This is a genomic window from Streptacidiphilus neutrinimicus, assembly GCF_000787815.1.
GTDB lineage: Bacteria > Actinomycetota > Actinomycetes > Streptomycetales > Streptomycetaceae > Streptacidiphilus > Streptacidiphilus neutrinimicus.
In genome coordinates, this window is the sequence record NZ_BBPO01000044.1 from 1 (window position 1) to 17,558 (window position 17,558).

17 protein-coding genes are annotated in these 17,558 nt (G+C 72.4%); 3 read left to right on the forward strand and 14 right to left on the reverse strand.

Translation table 11 applies throughout. The annotated features are described in order from the left end of the window. From TR48_RS25065 to TR48_RS45750, 3 genes are all read right to left on the reverse strand, one after another. Window positions 1-604, reverse strand: a 604-nt coding sequence (locus tag TR48_RS25065) for an NADH-quinone oxidoreductase subunit C (protein ID WP_042371247.1), incomplete at its 3' end; no start/stop codon positions are given. Next, entirely contained in the window at window positions 601-1,218 is a 618-nt protein-coding gene (locus tag TR48_RS25070; RefSeq protein ID WP_042371249.1) for an NADH-quinone oxidoreductase subunit B, read from the reverse strand. The genes TR48_RS25065 and TR48_RS25070, both read right to left, overlap by 4 nt. Next, window positions 1,209-1,610: an NADH-quinone oxidoreductase subunit A gene (locus TR48_RS45750; RefSeq protein WP_042371250.1), complete on the reverse strand. Its 402-nt coding sequence runs from the start codon at window positions 1,608-1,610 to the stop codon at window positions 1,209-1,211. Before TR48_RS45750 ends, TR48_RS25070 begins: the two co-directional genes overlap by 10 nt. 368 nt (window positions 1,611-1,978) lie before the next feature. Between TR48_RS45750 and TR48_RS25080 the strand changes: the two genes are divergently transcribed. Both TR48_RS25080 and TR48_RS43585 read left to right on the forward strand, forming a co-directional pair. Beyond that, a complete protein-coding gene (locus tag TR48_RS25080) occupies window positions 1,979-3,139 on the forward strand; it encodes a sensor histidine kinase (protein ID WP_042371252.1) in 1,161 nt (386 codons plus the stop codon). 156 nt (window positions 3,140-3,295) lie between these two features. After that, window positions 3,296-3,832, forward strand: coding sequence for an LppU/SCO3897 family protein (locus TR48_RS43585; protein WP_042371254.1), 537 nt, complete (start codon window positions 3,296-3,298; stop codon window positions 3,830-3,832). Window positions 3,833-3,905: 73 nt separating this feature from the next. Here TR48_RS43585 and TR48_RS25090 read toward each other — a convergent pair whose 3' ends face one another. Next, window positions 3,906-4,109, reverse strand: coding sequence for a hypothetical protein (locus TR48_RS25090; RefSeq protein ID WP_042371256.1), 204 nt, complete (start codon window positions 4,107-4,109; stop codon window positions 3,906-3,908). A gap of 154 nt (window positions 4,110-4,263) precedes the next feature. Between TR48_RS25090 and TR48_RS25095 the strand changes: the two genes are divergently transcribed. After that, complete coding sequence (locus tag TR48_RS25095; RefSeq protein ID WP_052442986.1) at window positions 4,264-4,884, forward strand: sensor domain-containing protein; 621 nt, start codon at window positions 4,264-4,266, stop codon at window positions 4,882-4,884. Window positions 4,885-4,909: 25 nt separating this feature from the next. Here the strand turns inward: TR48_RS25095 and TR48_RS25100 are convergent, their stop codons facing one another. The 10 genes from TR48_RS25100 to TR48_RS25145 all read right to left on the reverse strand — a co-directional run bounded on the left by TR48_RS25100 (window position 4,910) and on the right by TR48_RS25145 (window position 17,505). Then, window positions 4,910-6,649, reverse strand: a complete 1,740-nt coding sequence (locus tag TR48_RS25100) for an N-acyl-D-amino-acid deacylase family protein (RefSeq protein ID WP_042371257.1) — start codon at window positions 6,647-6,649, stop codon at window positions 4,910-4,912. Between the two features lie 23 nt (window positions 6,650-6,672). Next, window positions 6,673-7,797, reverse strand: a complete 1,125-nt coding sequence (locus tag TR48_RS25105; RefSeq protein ID WP_042371259.1) for an LLM class flavin-dependent oxidoreductase — start codon at window positions 7,795-7,797, stop codon at window positions 6,673-6,675. A gap of 76 nt (window positions 7,798-7,873) precedes the next feature. After that, window positions 7,874-8,710, reverse strand: coding sequence for an SDR family NAD(P)-dependent oxidoreductase (locus TR48_RS25110; RefSeq protein WP_042371261.1), 837 nt, complete (start codon window positions 8,708-8,710; stop codon window positions 7,874-7,876). Between the two features lie 93 nt (window positions 8,711-8,803). Further along, window positions 8,804-9,679 (reverse strand): TIGR03619 family F420-dependent LLM class oxidoreductase, encoded by an 876-nt coding sequence (locus TR48_RS25115; RefSeq protein WP_042371331.1) that lies wholly within the window; start codon window positions 9,677-9,679, stop codon window positions 8,804-8,806. 37 nt (window positions 9,680-9,716) lie between these two features. Next, window positions 9,717-10,958 carry an amidohydrolase family protein gene (locus tag TR48_RS25120; RefSeq protein ID WP_042371263.1) on the reverse strand — a complete coding sequence of 414 codons (1,242 nt, stop codon included), beginning with the start codon at window positions 10,956-10,958 and terminating at the stop codon, window positions 9,717-9,719. A 78-nt stretch (window positions 10,959-11,036) separates the two neighbouring features. Next, window positions 11,037-12,113 carry a S1C family serine protease gene (locus TR48_RS25125; RefSeq protein WP_042371332.1) on the reverse strand — a complete coding sequence of 359 codons (1,077 nt, stop codon included), beginning with the start codon at window positions 12,111-12,113 and terminating at the stop codon, window positions 11,037-11,039. Window positions 12,114-12,193: 80 nt separating this feature from the next. Beyond that, the gene (locus TR48_RS25130) at window positions 12,194-14,317 is read right to left on the reverse strand and encodes a glycosyltransferase family 39 protein (RefSeq protein ID WP_084729738.1); all 2,124 of its coding nucleotides are present in this window, start codon (window positions 14,315-14,317) and stop codon (window positions 12,194-12,196) included. Window positions 14,318-14,376: 59 nt separating this feature from the next. After that, a complete protein-coding gene (locus TR48_RS25135) occupies window positions 14,377-15,858 on the reverse strand; it encodes a sensor histidine kinase (RefSeq protein WP_042371265.1) in 1,482 nt (493 codons plus the stop codon). Further along, the gene (locus tag TR48_RS25140) at window positions 15,855-16,616 is read right to left on the reverse strand and encodes a response regulator transcription factor (protein ID WP_042371266.1); all 762 of its coding nucleotides are present in this window, start codon (window positions 16,614-16,616) and stop codon (window positions 15,855-15,857) included. Before TR48_RS25140 ends, TR48_RS25135 begins: the two co-directional genes overlap by 4 nt. Window positions 16,617-16,749: 133 nt before the next feature. Continuing rightward, entirely contained in the window at window positions 16,750-17,505 is a 756-nt protein-coding gene (locus tag TR48_RS25145) for a rhomboid family intramembrane serine protease (RefSeq protein ID WP_042371269.1), read from the reverse strand. Window positions 17,506-17,558: the final 53 nt, after the last annotated feature.

Below are 17,558 nucleotides of genomic sequence, written 5' to 3' on the forward strand. Positions count from 1 at the left end.
GTTCCGGGGCAGGCGGAAGCGTGCCCTTGAGGGGGCCCCACTCGTTCGGGTCGGGGACGCCCGGCGGCAGCATGCGGCGGCGCGCACCCTCCGCGGGAGCGTGATCGGACTCGCCCGGCTCCTTCGCGCCCGGCCAGGCCTTGGCGACGCGCGCGGCCAGCACGAACTCCTTGCGCAGCGGGTGGCCCTCGAAGCCGTCCGGCAGCAGCAGCGGCACCAGGTGCGGGTGGCCCTCGAAGCCGACGCCGAACATCTCGTACGTCTCGCGTTCGTGCCAGGCCGCGCCGGCGTAGACGGGGACGGCCGTCGGCAGCGTCGCGGCGTCACGCGGGACGCGGGTGCGCAGCAGCAGGCGGCGCGTGGGGCCGGCGCCAGCGTGGACAAGGTGGGCGCAGACGGAGAAGCCCTCGGCCAGCTCGTCCACGGCGGAGAGCCAGTCGAGGTAGGCGAGGCCGAGGCCGTCGCGGCAGGCGGTCAGCGCCTCGATCCAGTGCTCGGCGGGCACGTCCACCGTCAGCAGCTCGTAGGCATCGCTGGCGGTGGCCCACGGGCCGATCGCGGCGGCGGTCTCCTCGGGCGGGAGAGGAGCGGAGGAGGTGCTCACGAGGCCTCGCCCCCGTCGACCGCGGGCGCCTGCACGAGCGGGCGGGACAGCACCGAGGCCGACGGCGCGGCCGCCGGGTACTGCGCGGCGAGCGACTCGCGGGCGATCTTCTCCTGCAGCTTGAGGATGCCCTGGAGCAGCGCCTCCGGCCGCGGCGGGCAGCCGGGGACGTAGACGTCGACGGGGATGATCTGGTCGACGCCCTTGGTCACCGAGTAGGAGTCCCAGTAGGGGCCGCCCGAGTTCGAGCAGGCGCCGAAGGAGATGACGTACTTCGGCTCCGGCATCTGCTCGTAGAGCCGCTTGACGGCCGGGGCCATCTTGTCCGTCACCGTGCCGGAGACGATCATCAGGTCCGCCTGGCGCGGGCCGGGCGCGAAGGGGATGACGCCGAGGCGGATGAAGTCGTGCTTGGCCATGGACGCCGCGATGAACTCGATGGCGCAGCAGGCCAGGCCGAAGTTGAAGCACCACAGGCTGTAGCGGCGGCCCCAGTTCAGCACGACCTTGATCGGGTCGGGCGCCATCCGGGCCAGCGGGCCGAGCTTGCGGACTTCGAGAGCACCGCCGGGGCCGGGGCGTGAGGGGTCGGGGGTTCCGAGGTTCACGACCATTCCAGGACGCCCTTCTTCCAGGCGTAGAGCAGACCCACCGCGAGGAAGCCGATGAAGACGCCCATCTCCACCAGCGTCCCCGTCCCGTAACCGGGCGCGGAGAAGACCGTCGCCCAGGGGAAGAGGTAGATCGCGTCCACCGCGAAGATCACATACAGGAAGGCGTAGACGTAGTACCGGACCTGGGTCTGCGCCCAGCCCTCCCCCACCGGGTCCACGCCGCACTCGTAGGCCAGCAGCTTCTCCGGCGTGGGCGCGAAGGGCCGCAGCAGCCGGTTGGCGGTGAAGGCCGTGCCGACGAACAGGACCCCGATCAGCGCCATCAGGCCGACGACGGAATAGGCGTGGAAGTATCCCGTACGAGATGCCGCCAGTGCCTGCACGGCCTGCATGGTCGGTCTCCTCCGTCTGGGTCACCCGCGGTCGGTGGGTCGTGCGGGTCTTAACGCAATCCTTGCCTTTACGGGGCAGGAGTCTAGGTCCCAGCGGCTTCGACCTGTGAACCGCGCCCACCCTATGGGCGGTCCCGGCCTGCGCGGCGGGCCGCGGAGAAGGCTTCGGCCGGGGTTCGACGCGGGTTCGACGGAGGTTCGACGCGAGGGTGGCGAACCGGGGCGGAACCGGGGCGGAACCGGCGCGAGGCAGGCCCGGGACGGCCCGGGACGGGCTCGAGGCGGTCAGGAGGGTAGGGCTGTCCCCACCCCGGCCCTCCCCCCTTCCCCATGGCGTGCGGGCCACGCGAGCCGTCAGGCTTGGAGCCATGAATGAGCCGAACCGCCCCGCGCGACGCCCCCGCTTCGACGGGCGACTGGGACGCCAGGTCGTCCACCTGCTGACCGACCTCCCGATCGGCGTCCTCGCCTTCGCGCTCACGGTGGCGCTGCTGTCGCTCGGCATCGGTCTGCTCTTCACCGTCGTCGGCTTCTGGCTGCTCTTCGGCGTGCTGGTGACGCTGCGCGGGTTCTCCCGGGTGGAGCGGGCGCGCGCCCGCGCGCTGCTGGGCGAGGACGTGCCGGAGCCCCCGCCGGTGGAGCCGAGCAAGCCGGGCGCCATGCAGCGCGTCTTCGCGACCCTGGGGGACGGGCTGGCCTGGCGCACCGCGCTCTACAGCCTGGTCATGCTGCCCTGGGGCATCCTCGCCTTCACCGTGACCGTGGTCGCCTCGGTGGTGCTCTTCCCGCTGCTGCCGTGGATCGTCCACGGCCTCTCCTCCGTCGACCGGGCGCTGGTGAGCTCGCTGCTCTCCCCCGGACGGCTGACGGAGCGGGTCCGCGAGCTGGAGGACGACCGCGGCACGGTGGTCGACTCGGCGGCGGCCGACCTGCGGCGGATCGAGCGCGACCTGCACGACGGCGCGCAGGCGCGGCTGGTGACCCTCGCCATGGACCTGGGCCTCGCCAAGGAGAAGCTGACGGAGGATCCGGAGGCGGCCGCGCGCATGGTCGAGGGCGCGCACAACGAGGTGAAGCTGGCTCTGCGGGAGCTGCGCGACCTCGCCCGCGGCATCCACCCGGCCGTGCTCACCGACCGCGGCCTGGACGCCGCGCTGTCCTCGGTCGCGGCCCGCACCCCGCTGCCCGGCGGCGTCCGCGTGGACGTGGAGCTGGACCAGCGCCCGGCCTCGGCGATCGAGGGCATCGCCTACTTCACCGTCAGCGAGCTGCTCACCAACGCCGCCAAGCACTCCGGTGCGGACAGCGCGAGCGTGGAGATCTGGCGCGCCGAGGACCGGCTGATGCTCCAGGTCCGCGACGACGGCACCGGTGGCGCGAAGGAACTGCCGGGCGGCGGCCTGGCCGGCCTCGCGGAGCGCGTCCGGGCCGTCGACGGCGTCTTCGTGGTACGCAGCCCCATCGGCGGACCGACCGCCGTCACCGCGGAACTGCCCTGGCATACCCGTAAGGCGTCAGATTCCGCCTGAATCGCCGACTTTGAGCAGATGTTCATCACGGTTAAGGAGCTGTACAGCGACGGTTGGGTCTCTTCCCCCGTACGGGTCGCCCCGTGATCATCGCGGATCACTAGGCTGCGGCGTTCGTATCGAACAGACGCGCCACCGATTCCGGGGAACCCAACCATGACCACGCCGCAGAACCCGTACCAGACCCCGCAGGGCGGCCAGGCCCCGCAGAACCCCTACGGCGCGCCCAGCGCGACCGTCCCGCCCCAGGGTTACCCCGCCCAGCCGGGCGCCAACCCGGGCATCCCCCCGCAGGGCACCCCGCCGCAGGGCTACCCGGCCCCGCCGGCCGCCGGCTACGCCACCCCGCCGGCCCCCCAGAAGACCAAGCGCGGCGGCGGCTTCGGCAAGAAGCTGCTGATCCGCCTCGGCGTCGTGGTCCTGCTGTTCGGCGCCTGGTTCGTCTATGACCAGGTCACCGGAGCGCCCGACACCGCCAAGGTCGGTGACTGTGTGCAGAACTCGGGCACCGACGCCAACCCGGACGTCCATGTCGTCGGCTGCTCGAACTCGGCCGCGAAGTTCAAGGTGCTGAAGGTGATCGACGGAACCGACTACCAGCAGTGCGCGGCGCTCCCCGGCTACGAGGCGGCCTACACCGAGACCGGCGGCAACAGCTCCGACCTGGTCCTCTGCCTCGGCGCGAACAAGTAGTGGACTGACCCCCGGTCACCATGCCTCCGCCGGAGCCGGTGGAGGCATGGCTGATTCCCCGAGCAGCGCCGGCTCAGTACCTGCTCGTGGAGCCGAAGTAACCGAACGCGCCATGGATGGCCTGGACGCAGATCCTGGCCTTGAACCCCGGCCCGTCCCCGATGCAGGGCGACCATTCGCCACCGAGGCCGTTGTGGTGACCCGGCAGGCCGTGGGTCCTGTCGACGAACATGCCCTGCACGGCGTCGTGAGCGCTGCCCTGGTAGTGGTGCGTCACCAGCGGCTCCGTCCGGGGGCCACCAGCGTGCTCCGGTAGGGCTGTCCCCACCCCCAGGACACCGAGTCGCCCCATGTTCCGCGCGAGGCGTCCCCGGCAGGCTGGAAGCAGCAAGCCCACCGGACGAGCGCGACGAGCGAAAGGCAGCTGCGGCATGAGCACCCCCGCGATCCTCACAGGCCGGACCTGGCGGGAGACCCTCCACCTGATACTGGACCTGCCGCTGGGAATCCTCTCCTTCAGCTACGTGGTCGCGCTGTTCTGCTTCGGCGTCGGCACCGCGATGACGTTTCTCGGTCTGCCCGTCCTCGTCGCCTGCGTCGGCGGGGCGCGCGGGTTCGCCGCGATGGAGCGGGCGCGGGCCCGCGCGCTGCTCGGTGAGGACGTGCCCGCGCCGGCGCCGGTCGCGGCGTCGCGACCCGGGTTCCTGGGCTGGATCCGCGGCATGCTGGGCGACGGCGCCAACTGGCGTGCCGCGCTCTACGCGTTCCTGCTGCTGCCGATGGGCGTGCTGGGCTTCACCCTCGCCGTGACGCTGTGGAGCGTCGGCATCTGCGCCGCGCTGTATCCCCTGTACCACTGGGTCTTCCCGACCTACGTGGGCTGGCCGGGCTACAAGCTGTGGGAGAACAACGGCCACAGCCACTACATCTCGTCCGTGCCGGAGATCGCCGCGACCTGCGTGGCCGGGATCCTGCTGGTGCTGCTGACCACGCAGGTGGTCAAGGGCCTGGCGGCGGTGCGCCGTGGGATGGCCCGCGGCCTGCTCCGCTGACGGACGCTGACCGGGCTGACGGTGGCTACCGCGTGGCCACCGTCCGGGTGTCCCGGCCCGACCGCAGCAGCGTTCCAGGGACCGCGCCGGTCAGCTTGCCCTCGCGGACCGTCTCGACGCCGTTGACCCGCACCGCGATCACGCCCTCGGGGCGCGCGTCCAGACGCGGGCTCTCGCCGGGGAGGTCGTGGACCAGCGTCGCCGGGCCGGCGTCGATCGTCTCCGGGTCGAACAGAACCAGGTCGGCATGGTTGCCGACGGCGACCGTGCCCCGGCCGCGCAGGCCGAACAGCTCCGCCGGGTCGGCCGTCAGCATCCGCACGGCCTGCTCCACCGGCACCAGCCGACGCCGCCGCAGGCAGTCGCCGAGGAAGCGGGTGGTGTACGGCGCGCCGCACATCCGGTCCAGGTGGGCCCCTGCGTCCGAGCCTCCCAGCAGGACGTCCTCGTGCTGCCAGGTCTCCTGGCGCAGCCGCCAGCTGGCGGGGTCGTTGTCGGTCGGCATCGGCCACAGCACGGTCCGCAGCTCGTCGTTGACGCAGATCTCGACCAGGGTCGCGAAGGGGTCCTGACCCCGTTCGGCGGCGATGTCGCGGACGACCCGGCCGGTCAACCCGGCGTTCGCCGCGGAGTAGGTGTCGCCGATGACGTAACGGGAGAAGTCGGCGAGGCGGCGGAAGACGCCCGCCTCGGGGCTGTCGGCGCGGCGCAGCATCTCCTCGCGCACCTCCGGGCGCCGCAGTCGCTCGATGCGCTCCGGCACCGGGAGCCCGAGGACCGGTCCCCAGCCGGGGATCAGGTTGAGCGCGCAGAAGGTGCCGAGGCTCATGTTCATCGGCGTGAGGATCGGCATCGTCAGCGCGACGATCCGGCCGCCCGCAGCGCGGGCCCGCTCGGAGGCGAGGAGCTGGCGCGGGACGCGGCCGGGGACGGCGGCGTCGACCGTCAGCACGTTCCAGTTGAGCGGGCGTCCGGCGACCGCGCTCATCTGCACCAGCAGGTCGATCTCCTCGTCCGCGAAGGTGTCCAGGCACCCGGCGACGATCGCCTCGATCTGCGTGCCCGGCGCCTCGCCGACCGCGCGGCACAGGGCGAGCAGTTCCTCGCTCCCCGCGTGCCGGGAGGCGACGGGCTGCCCGTCCCCGTCGGAGTGCGTCGAGGACTGGGTGGTGGACAGGCCCCACGCGCCTTCCGCCATGGCCTGCCTGAGCAGCGCGACCATCTGCGCCAACTGCTCCGGCGTAGGCTGTCCGCCGACGGCGTCCGGGCCCATGACGTGCCGCCGCAGCGCGCAGTGGCCCACCATGAAGCCCGCGTTGACCGCGATCCGCCCCTCCAGCGCGCCGAGGTACTCGCCGAAGCTCGACCAGCTCCAGGGCACACCCTTCTCGAGCGCGGCGAGCGACATGCCCTCGACCCGGGCCATCATCCGCCGCGTGTAGTCGGCGTCCCCGGGCCGCGCCGGGTTGAGCGGCGCGAGGGTGAACCCGCAGTTGCCTCCGGCGACGGTGGTGACGCCGTGGCCGAGCGAGGGCGTGGCGAACGGGTCCCAGAACAGTTGGGCGTCGTAGTGGGTGTGCGGGTCGACGAACCCGGGGGTGAGCATGAGCCCGGTCGCGTCCTCCGTCTGGACCGCGGGCTCGCCGCAGGCGCCGGCGGCCGCGATGACGGCGACCTTCCCGTCCTTGATGCCGACGTCCGCCGCGCGCGCCGGGGCGCCGGTGCCGTCGACGAGGGTCGCTCCCTTGATGAGATGGTCGAGCATGGTGTCAGTGCCCCTTCGGAGGTTCAGGAAGCCGCCTGCCGGAAACGGGTGGTCCGGTGCACCGGATCGGTGTCGATCTTCGGGATGACGTGCTCGCCGATCAGGCGGATCGTCTGCGCCGTCTGCTCCGGCGAGAGTCCGACCGGCAGCCCGAAGACCAACTGGTCCGCCCCCGCGGACTCCCAGCGCTTGCACTGCCGCAGCACGTCGTCCGGGTCGCCGCAGATCAGCAGTTCCTCGGCGACGAGGAGGTCGATCAGCTCCTCGCTGTACTCCGGCAGCAGCTCGGGCCACTCCGGGATGCCCTCCGGCCGCGGGAAGGTGTCGTGGTAGCGGAAGAGCAGCGACTGGAGGTAGTTGAGCCCGCCCCGGGCGGCCAGGCGCCGGGCCTCCTCGCGCGTCTCCGCGCAGACGGCGGTGGAGGTGACCATCACGTTGTCGTTGACGAAGGCCCCGACCGGCTCGGCCTCGCCGACCGCGTGCTTGTAGCTCTCGACGACCCACTCCATGTCGGAGACCTTCTGCACGCTGAAGCCGAGCACGCCGAGGCCCTTGCGCGCGGCCATCTCGTAGGAGGCCGGGCTGCCCGCCGCGTACCACATGGCCGGGTGCGCCTTGCCGTACGGCTTGGGCAGCACCTTGCGCGGCGGCAGCGACCAGTGCTTGCCGGAGAAGCCCGGATACTCGTCGTGGAGCCACATTCTCGGGAACTCGCCGATGGTCTCCTCCCACATCTCCTTCGTGGCGTTCATGTCCGTCACGTCGGGGAGGAAGCCGAGGATCTCGTGGCTGCCGGCGCCGCGGCCGGTGCCGAACTCGAAGCGGCCGCCGGAGAGATGGTCCAGCATGGCGACGCGTTCGGCGACCTTGACCGGGTGGTTGACCCGGGGCAGCGGGTTGAAGATGCCGGAGCCGACGTGGATGCGCTCGGTGGCGTGGGCGAGGTAGCCGATGGCCACGTCGTTGGCGGAGAGGTGGGAGTACTCCTCCAGGAAGTGGTGCTCGGTGAGCCAGGCGTACTTGAAGCCCGCCCGGTCGGCCCGGACGACGTAGTCCATCTCCTCCATCAGGGCCTTGTGCTCCGCCTCCGGGTCGGCCTGGGAGCGACTTCCGGGCACGTAGCCCTGGATGAAGACACCGAACTCCATGGGTCACCAATCCATATCTGACGATCCATCAGATTGCGAGTCCGACTTTCGCACCCGCGCCCACAGGGGTCAAGGGTCAGCCGATGGAGACGCCGCTCATCCAGCCGCCGTCGGCGACCAGCGGCTGGCCGGTGATGTAGGACGAGTCCGCCGAGGTCAGGAAGAGCGCCAGCCGTGCCATCTCCTCCGGGCGGCCGATGCGGCCGAGCGGCACCGCCTTGCCGTACAGCTCCGCCGTGGCCGCCGCGATCGCGGCGGCGTCCTCCGGGCTCAGCGCGGGCGCGCCGTCCACGCCCGCGAAGGCGTTCGCCGGATCGGACATCGGCGTGTCCACCGCCCCCGGGCAGATCGCGTTGACGCGGATGCCCTTGGGCGCCAGTTCCAGCGCGGCCACCCGCGTCATCGCGACGATGGCGCCCTTGGTCGCCGCGTACGAGGTCAGCAGCGCCATGCCGGTCAGCGCGGTGTAGGAGGCGGTGTTGACGATCGTCCCGCCGCCCGCGGCCTCGATCGCGGGCGCGGCGGCGCGCATGCCGAGGAAGCAACCCACCTGGTTGACCCGGACCACCGCCAGGTACTCGTCCAACGGCGTGCTCACCAGCTCGTTGAAGCGCAGGATGCCGGCGTTGTTGAGCAGGCCGTCGAGCTTGCCGAACGCGGAGACCGCCGTCTCCACGGCCGTCATCCAGTCCTCCTCGCAGCCGACGTCGAGGTGCTGGTAGCGGACCCGGTCCCCGCCGAGCTCGAGCTGGAGCTGCTTGGCCAGCGCCTCGCCCAGGTCGTCCAGGACGTCGCCGAGCACTACCTGCGCGCCCTCGGCGGCGAAGAGGCGGGCCTCCGCCTCGCCCTGGCCGCGGGCGGCGCCGGTGATCAGGACGGTGCGGCCGGCCAGTCGGCCACCGGTCAAGGTCATGGTGCGGGCTCCCCTCACGCAAGCGGATCCATCTGATCTGATGGATCGTCAGTTTCTTTGGTGAACCCGCACAAGGGAAGACCTCGCACGACCTCACACCAGCGGCAGCACGTCCCTCGCGACCAGCTCCAGCTGCGCCAGGTACTCCTGCACGTCCCGGCCGCGCGGCCGCAGCTGCAGATGGGTGACGCCGACCGCCACGTAGCGGCGCAGCAGCTCGGCCAACTGTTCGGGCTTGCCCGCGACGGAGCGCCGCCCGATCTCCCAGCCCGGCTCCCCGACGTACAGCGGCGGGGCGATCGCGTTGACGACGAACCCGTCCGCCGACCGGCCCTCCCGTTCCCGCACCGAGCGGATCAGCTCCAGCTGGGCGGGCAGCGTCTCCAGGCTGTCGCCCTGGGAGAGCCAGCCCTCGGCGTGCGCGGCCGCGCGCCGCACGGCCGCGACCGAGGAGCCGCCCACCCAGATCGGCGGACGCGGCGTCTGCGCCGGACGCGGGCTCAGCGCGAGCTCCCGGAACGGGAAACGCGGGCCCGGGTGCTCCGGGTACTCCTCCCGCAGCGCGACGTCCAGGGCCGCGATGGTCTCGGTGAGGATCTCGCCGCGCCGGTGGAAGTCGACGCCGAGCGTCTCGAACTCCTCCTGCACGTGCCCGGCCCCGACGCCGAGGACCAGCCGTCCGCCGCTCAGCAGGTCGAGCGTCGCGTACTGCTTGGCGCTCAGCAGCGGATGCCGCAGCGGTGCGACGGCGACGTGCGAGAGCAGCCTGGTCCGCGAGGTCAGCCCGGCCAGGTAGCCGAGCGTGGAGACGGGGTCGTACCAGGTCGCGCCCATCGGGCCGGCCAGCCGGCGCGGGATGGCGACGTGGTCGCAGCAGGCCACGTAGGCGTAGCCGAGCCGGTCGGCGGCCTGCGCGACGGCGGTCAGCTCGACCGGGCCCGCCCGCCCCTCCCAGGGCTCGACGAACATCGTGCTCTGGGCCTGGACGGGCAGCTGGATCCCGAACTCAGCCACCGTGCGTCACCCCCTCGGCCCCGGCCCACAGCCCCTGCGGCGTCAGGCCCAGCAGCTCGATCGCGTTGCCGCGCACCAACTGCTCGACCACGGGGGCCTCCAGGTGGCCCATCTGCTCCTCGGCGACCTCGCGGCTGCGCGGCCAGGTGGAGTCGGAGTGGGGGTAGTCCGTCTCGTACAGGACGTTGGCGGCGCCGATGGCGTCGAGGTTGCGCAGGCCGTGCGGGTCGTCGAAGAAGCAGCCGTAGACGTGCCCGGCGAACAGCTCGCTGGGACGGGTCAGCACCTTGTCGGCGACGCCGCCCCAGGCGCGGTTCTCCTCCCAGACCACGTCGGCGCGGCCCAGGATGTAGGGGATCCAGCCGATCTGCCCCTCGGCGTACATGATCTTCAGCCCGGGGAAGCGGTCGAACGTGCCGCTCATCAGCCAGTCGACCATGGAGAAGCAGCAGTTGGCGAAGGTGATGGTGGAGCCGACCGCCGGCGGGGCGTCCGCCGAGGTGGAGGGCATCCGCGAGGAGCTGCCGATGTGCATGGCGATGACCGTCCCGGTCTCCTCGCAGGCGCGCAGGAACGGGTCCCAGGCGTCGGTGTGGACGCTGGGCAGCCCCAGGTGCGGGGGTATCTCGCTGAAGCAGACGGCCCGCACGCCGCGCGCGGCGTTGCGCCGCACCTCGGCGGCGGCCAGCTCCGCGTCCCACAGCGGCACGATCCCGAGCGGGATCATCCGGCCCCGGGCGGCCGGGCCGCACCACTCCTCGACCATCCAGTCGTTGTAGGCGCGGACGCAGAGCAGTCCCAGCTCGTGGTCCTCGGCCTCGGTGAACGTCTGGCCGCAGAACCGCGGGAAGGTCGGGAAGCAGAGCGCCGACTGGACGTGGTTGACGTCCATGTCGGCGAGCCGCTCGGGTATGGAGAACGAGCCGGGGCGCATCTGCTCGTAGGTGATCGCCTCCAGCCGCACCTCCTCGCGGGGGTAGCCGACGGCGGTGTCGAGACGGGTGAGCGGGCGGCGCAGATCCTCGTAGACCCACCAGTCGGCGAGCGGTCCGCCGCTACCCGGCTCGCCCATCCTGGGCGCGAACCGGCCGCCGACGAAGGTCATCTCGGCGAGCGGGGCCCGGACGATGCGCGGGCCGAGCTCGCGGTACCGGGCGGGCAGCCGGTCCTGCCACACGTGCGGCGGCTCGACGGTGTGGTCGTCCACCGAAATGATCCAGGGGAAGCTCTCCATGCCGGTCAGGCTACGCGTAATCTGACGATCCGTCAGGACTCGTGCACGTCATCGCCGGGCGCAGCCCGACCGCCGCCGCTACTGCAGCGTCCCGAGGGTGACCTGGACCGTCTTGGACGCTCCGTCGCGGAGGAAGACGACCGGGACCTGCTGGCCCGGCTTGAGCGTGGCCAGCACCGTCGACAGCGCCTGCGAGCTGTCCACCGTCTCGCCGTTGACCTGCGTGATCACGTCGCCCGCCTGGATGCCCGCCTTGTCCGCCGGCCCGCCGCTGGTCACCGTCACCACGCCGGCCCCGGAGGTCTGACTGCCGTTGCTGTTGGTGACGATCACCGTCCGGACGCTGACGCCGAGTGCGGCGCGGCCGGAGTCGACGACCTTGCCGTACTTGATCATCTGGTCCGCGAGGTCGGTCACCGACGAGGCGGGGATCGCGAAGCCGATGCCGGGCGCCTGCGCCCCGCTCTCGCCGTTGCTCACGGCGGCCAGCGTGTTGACCCCGATCACCTGGTTGGAGAGGTTCACCAGCGCGCCGCCGCTGTTGCCCGGGTTGATGGCGGCGCTCGTCTGCACCATGTTCGGGATCGTCGTGCCCTGCGGGTTCTCCTCGGACTTGCCCTCGCTGACGGTCCGCCCGGTCGCGGAGACGATGCCCTGGGTGACGCTGGACGACAGCCCAAGCGGGCTGCCCATGGCCAGCACGATCTGTCCGACGTCCACCTTGGAGGTGTCGCCGAACACCGCGGGTGTGAGCTTGGCCGGCGGGTTGCTGAGCTTGATCACCGCCAGGTCGTTGGCCGGATAACTGGCCACCAGAGTGGCCGCCAGCGCCTTGGACTGGTCCGACAGCAGCACCTGGAAGCTGGTGGCGGTGCCGACGACGTGGGCGTTGGTGACGATGTCGCCCTTGGTGTCGTAGACGATGCCGGTGCCGAGGCTGTTCTCCGCGTTGATCTGGACGATCGACGGCAGCACCGCCCTGACGGTGTTCTCGTAGTCGGTCTGCAGGTCGTTGCTGACGCTCGGGGCCGGGGCCGCGGTGCCCTGGTCCGAGGACGCCGCGCTCCCGCCGCCGCTGCTGCCGGTGCACGCGGAGAGCGCCAGCAGGGCAGCGGCGACGACGACGGGAACGAGGCGGCGGGCCGGAAACTCCATGACGGCGACCTTCACTGTGGACGGCGATCGGCTTCTGTCCGCATTGTCGCGTTTGTCATCAAAGATTCCGGACAGGCGCGCTAGCTTTTCGCCTTCGTCAGGTCGTAGACGGTCACCCCGTTCACGGTCGTGGAACTGTAGGTCTTGGCGACCCACGAGGCGATCTGCGCCGAGTCGGACGAGCCGCCGGTGCTGCTGCCGCCGCCACCGCCGGCTCCGCCCCCGCCGCCCATGGTCAGCGCGCCGCCGAGGAAGTAGTGGACCTTTCCGGCCCGGACCAGGCTCTCGAACTGCGCGAGCGTCGGCGCCGGGTCGGTGCCGTTGAAGCCGCCGATCGCCATGACCGGCGCGTCGCTGGCGAGCTGGTACCCGGCCGCGTTCTGCGAGCCGACCGCCGCGGCCACCCAGGTGTAGCCGGAGGCGCCCTGCTTGAGCAGCGCCGTCAGCGCGGATCCCGGCTTGCTGCCGTCCAGCAGTCCGCCCGCGCCACCGCCGCCGCCCATGCCACCCCTGCCGCCGCCGGGCACGCCACCGAGCCGGGCGCCGCCGCCGGGGAAGCCGCCCTGACCACCCGTGAGGCCCTGACCGCCCCCGAAGCCCTGACCTCCCGGCATCCCGCTCGGCATCCCGCCGGAGAGGCCACCGCGCGTGCCACTGCGTGCTCCGCCGGGGAAGCCGCCGCCCCCCGGCCCGCCGCCGGGTCCGCCGAAGCCCGCGCCTTGCACGGACGGTCCGGCCGACGGCAGCGAACCGCCGTGCGCCGTGCCCGCCGTCTCGACGCTGTACGCCGCCGGGCCCGCCAGCGAGGCCAGCACCGCCGCGGCGGCCACGGCCGCCCAGAGCCGACGGCCGATCAGCGGCCCGAACGCCAGCGCCAGCGCCGCCGCCAGGCCGACCAGCAGCACCGTCCAGCGCAGCCAGGGCAGCCAGTCCGCGCTCCGCGCCAGCAGCACGTACGCCCACACGCACGTCACCGCGACGACCCCCGCCGCGATCCCGGACGCGGCCCACTGCCCGCGCCGCTCCCACACCAGCCCGGCCCCGAGGCCCACCAGCACCGCCAGATACGGCGCCAGCGCCACGTTGTAGTACGGGTGGAAGATCCCCTGCATGAAGCTGAAGGTCAGGAAGGTGGTGACCAGCGCGCCGCCCCACAGCACCAGCGCGGCCCGGAGCGCCTCCGCGCGCGGCGCGCGACGCGTCCACCACAGCCCGACGGCGAGCAGCAGGAACGCCGCCGGGAGCAGCCAGGCGATCTGACCGCCCATCTCCGCGCCGAACAGGCGGGTGATGCCCGTCGCGCCCCACATGCCGCCACCGCCCGGACCGCCCCCGCCGCCGACGCTGCCGGTCTCCGAGCCGGTGATCCGGCCGAAGCCGTTGTAGCCGAAGGTCAGCTCCAGGAAGTCGTCGTGCTGGCTGCCGCCGATGTACGGCCGGTACTGGGCGGGCGTCAGCTCGACGACCGCCACCCACCAGCCGGAGCTGACCACCAGCACCACCAGTGCCAGCAGCAGCTGCCGCACCCGCCGCCACAGCCCCGTCGGCGCGAACAGCAGGTACGTCAGCCCGAAGGCGGGCAGCACCAGGAACGCCTGCAGGGTCTTGGTCAGGAAGGCGAAGCCGACGCAGGCCGCGGCCAGCACCAGCCACCGCGTGCGCGCCTGCTCCTGCGCCCGCTGCACCGCGTAGCCGGCCAGCGCGAGCAGCAGCGCCAGCAGCGCGTCGGGGTTGTCGAAGCGGAACATCAGCGCCGCGACGGGCGTCAGCGCCAGCGCCGCGCCCGCGAGCAGCGCGGCCCCGGCCGAGAGGCGGCGCCTGACCGCCGCGTACACCACGGCGACGGCGGCGACGCCCTCCAGCGCCTGCGGCACCAGGATCGACCACGCGTTGACGCCGAAGAGCCGCGCGGACAGCTCCATCACCCACAGCGACGCGGGCGGCTTGTCGACGGTGATGAAGTTCGCCGAGTCCGAGGAGCCGAAGAACATCGCCTTCCAGCTGTGCGCGCCCGCCTGGACGGCCGCCGAGTAGAACTGGTTGGCCCAGCCGGACGCGCCCAGGTTCCACAGGTAGAGCAGCGCGGTCAGGCCCAGCAGGCACAGGAACGCCGGCCTGGCCCAGCGTGGGTCACGCGCGGCAGGCCGCGCGGACGGCGGCCGGCCGGGCTGGTCGACGGTCGGTTCGGGGAGCGTAGCGGTCATGCTCCCCACCGTCGCCGAGCACACTGTCGGCCGCGTGTGCCGTTCCTGTGGTCCCGCCGTCAGCCCGTCACGGCGACGGCGACGGCGGGGAGCGCGGAGGTCTCCAGCGGCAGCCGCACGGTGAAGACCGTCTCGCCGGGCTCGCTGGTGACCCACACCTGCCCGCCGTGCGAGGCGACGACGGCCGCGACGATGGCGAGCCCCAGCCCCGTGCTGCCCGCCTTGCGCGACCGCGAGCCGTCACCGCGCGCGAAGCGTTCGAAGACCGTGGGCAGCAGCTCCTGCGGGATCCCCGGCCCGTCGTCGGCGACGGCCAGCACCGCCCACCGGTCCTCGCAGGTCAGCGAGGCCGTGACGGTGGTCCCCGCGGGCGTGTGCTTGCCCGCGTTGGCCAGCAGGTTCACCAGCACCTGCCGCAGCCGGTTCTCGTCCCCGACGACCTCGGCGGCGGCGTCCTCCGGGAGCCGCACCTCCCACCGGTGGTCCGGCACGGCCGCGTGGGCGTCCTGCACGGCGTCCACGACCAGCGGCGCGAGATCCACCGGCTCCCGCTCCAGCGGGCGGCCGGCGTCCAGCCGGGCGAGCAGCAGCAGGTCCTCGACGAGCGCGGTCATCCGCGTCGCCTCCGACTCCACGCGCCCGAGCGCGTACGCGGCGTCCGGCGGCACGCTCTCCCGGCTGCGCCGGGTCAGCTCGGCATAGCCCTTGATCGACGCGAGCGGCGTCCGCAGCTCGTGCGAGGCGTCGGCGACGAACTGCCGCACCCGCGTCTCACTGGCGTGACGCGCCTCCAGCGCGGCGGAGACATGGTCGATCATCCGGTTCAGCGAGGCCCCCACCAGCCCGGACTCGGTCCGCGGGTCGGTGTCCTGTGCGGGCACCCGGTTCAGCCGCCCGACCTCGCCCTCGTGCAGCGGCAGCTTCGAGATCCGCGCGGCGGTCGCCGCGACGCGGTCCAGCGGCCGCAGCGAGACCCGGATCAACCCGAATCCCACGAACCCCACCAGGATCACCCCGGCGACGCCCAGTACCGCCTCGGTGGCGATCAGGTCGTCGACCGGACTGGTGACATAGGACTCCGACAGCCCCACCACGACCGGGCTGTGCGGCCCCGGCCCAGGCATGCCGAGCGCACCGGCATCGCTCCTGACGAGGTAGCTGCCCAGCCCGGGCAGCTCGACCACGTGCGCGGAGCCGTCGGCCGGCACGGACCGCAGCGCGTCGATCTGCTTCTGCGTCAGGCTGCCGCTGCGGCCGAAGCTTCCGCTGGTCACGTTGCCGTTCGCATCCGTGGCGACGCCGACGGCGTTGACGATGCCGGACATCTGCATGAAGTTCCGGCCGGCCGGATCCGGACGCATCAGGCTGGCGTGCGCCCGGCCGATCGCGTCGTCGAGCTGGTCGCTCAGCGTTCCCTGCAGGTGGCTGCGCAACTGGACCGTCGTCACCGTGGCCATGGCCGCGAAGACCGTCCCGAGCAGCAGGGTGACGACGACGACCAGGCGGACCCGGAGGGGCCAGGTCGACCAGCTGCGGATCATGACGCGGTCGCGGCGGTCTCCACCGGGGCCGGCTTGAGGACGTAGCCCGCGCCACGCATGGTGTGGATCATGGGAGTGCGACCGGCGTCGATCTTGCGGCGGAGGTAGGAGATGTACAGCTCCACGACGTTGCCCTGGCCGCCGAAGTCGTAGTTCCAGACCCGGTCCAGGATCTGCGGCTTGCTCAGCACCCGGCGCGGGTTGCGCATCAGGAAGCGCAGCAGCTCGAACTCGGTCGCCGTCAGGCGGATGGACGTGCCCGCACGGTGGACCTCGCGGCTGTCCTCGTCCAGCGTCAGGTCGCCGACGACCAGCAGCGACTCGCTGCGCGTCGCGGCCGCGCCGCTGCGGCGCAGCAGGCCGCGCAGGCGGGCGACGACCTCCTCCAGGCTGAACGGCTTGGTGACGTAGTCGTCGCCGCCGGCCGTCAGGCCGGCGATGCGGTCCTCGACGGCGTCCTTCGCGGTCAGGAACAGCACCGGGATGTCGTGCTGCTCCGCGCGGAGGCGGCGCATCACCTCCAGGCCGTTCAGATCGGGCAGCATCACGTCGAGGATCACCGCGTCGGGGCGGAAGTCGCGGGCGGCGCGGATCGCGGACGCGCCGTCGCCGGCGGTGCTGGTGTGCCAGCCCTCGTAGCGCAGGGCCATGGAGAGCAGGTCGGCGAGGGGCGCCTCGTCGTCGACGACCAGCACCCGCACGGGGGTGCCGTCGGGACGGCGGAGCTCGGAGGAGGCATCGGCCGGAGTGGTGGTCATGCGGAACACCGTGCCGAGGCTGGATGAGAAATCGATGAGGTGGCGCTACGCCATCGCTGTGAGTTCCCTGGGAGTTTTCCTCAGCGGGCTCATCGGAGCCTCACCGCGAGCCCACCGCCGCCTCCCAGCGAACTCACAGCAAGCCCAGGTCGCCGAGCTCCTTGTGCAGGTCGGCGCGGTCGCCAGGCAGCGCGGGCTGCCCTCCAGGGGACGCGGACAGGCCCGGACCCGCCACGGCCGGAGCCCCGCCGACCGAAGCGCCCCCCGCCGACGCGACGGCCTTCGGCCGCCGGTCGCGCAGCAGCCACGCGCCGGCGACGCCGCCGACCAGGCCGCCGAGGTGGGCCAGCCAGCTGACGCCCGGCGTGCCGGGGACGACGATGGTGACCAGGTAGGCGAAGGAGGCCGCCATGACCAGCCCGATCAGGGTGTCGATCAGGTGCCGGTCGAAGATCCCGCGCAGCACCACGTAGCCGAAGTAGCCGAAGATCACTCCGCTCGCACCGACGCCGACCGTGTCGCCGCCCTGGAAGAACCAGACCGCGAGCCCGCTGGTGACGGTGACCAGCAGGGTCAGCCACAGGAACCGCACCACGCCCCGGTACGCGGCCAGGAAGCCGAAGACGAACAGCGGGCCCGAGTTGGACTCGATGTGCGCCCAGCTGAAGTGCAGGAACGGCGCCGCGAAGATGTCCTGCAGGCGGCCGACGTCGTGCGGGATCACGCCGTACTCGAAGGAGAGGCGCTGGCTGTCCACCCAGTTGAGGATCTGCAGCGCCCAGATGACCACCAGGAACGCGAACATGACGAAGAACGCCTTGCGCGCCTCCGCGATCATCTTCTCCGGCGTGTCCAGCTCCTGCGGCGCCCACAGCGGTCGCTCGGCCATCGGGCCCCTCCCCCTCAACGTGCCTGTGCGCCCACTGTAGGACGACGGCGGCC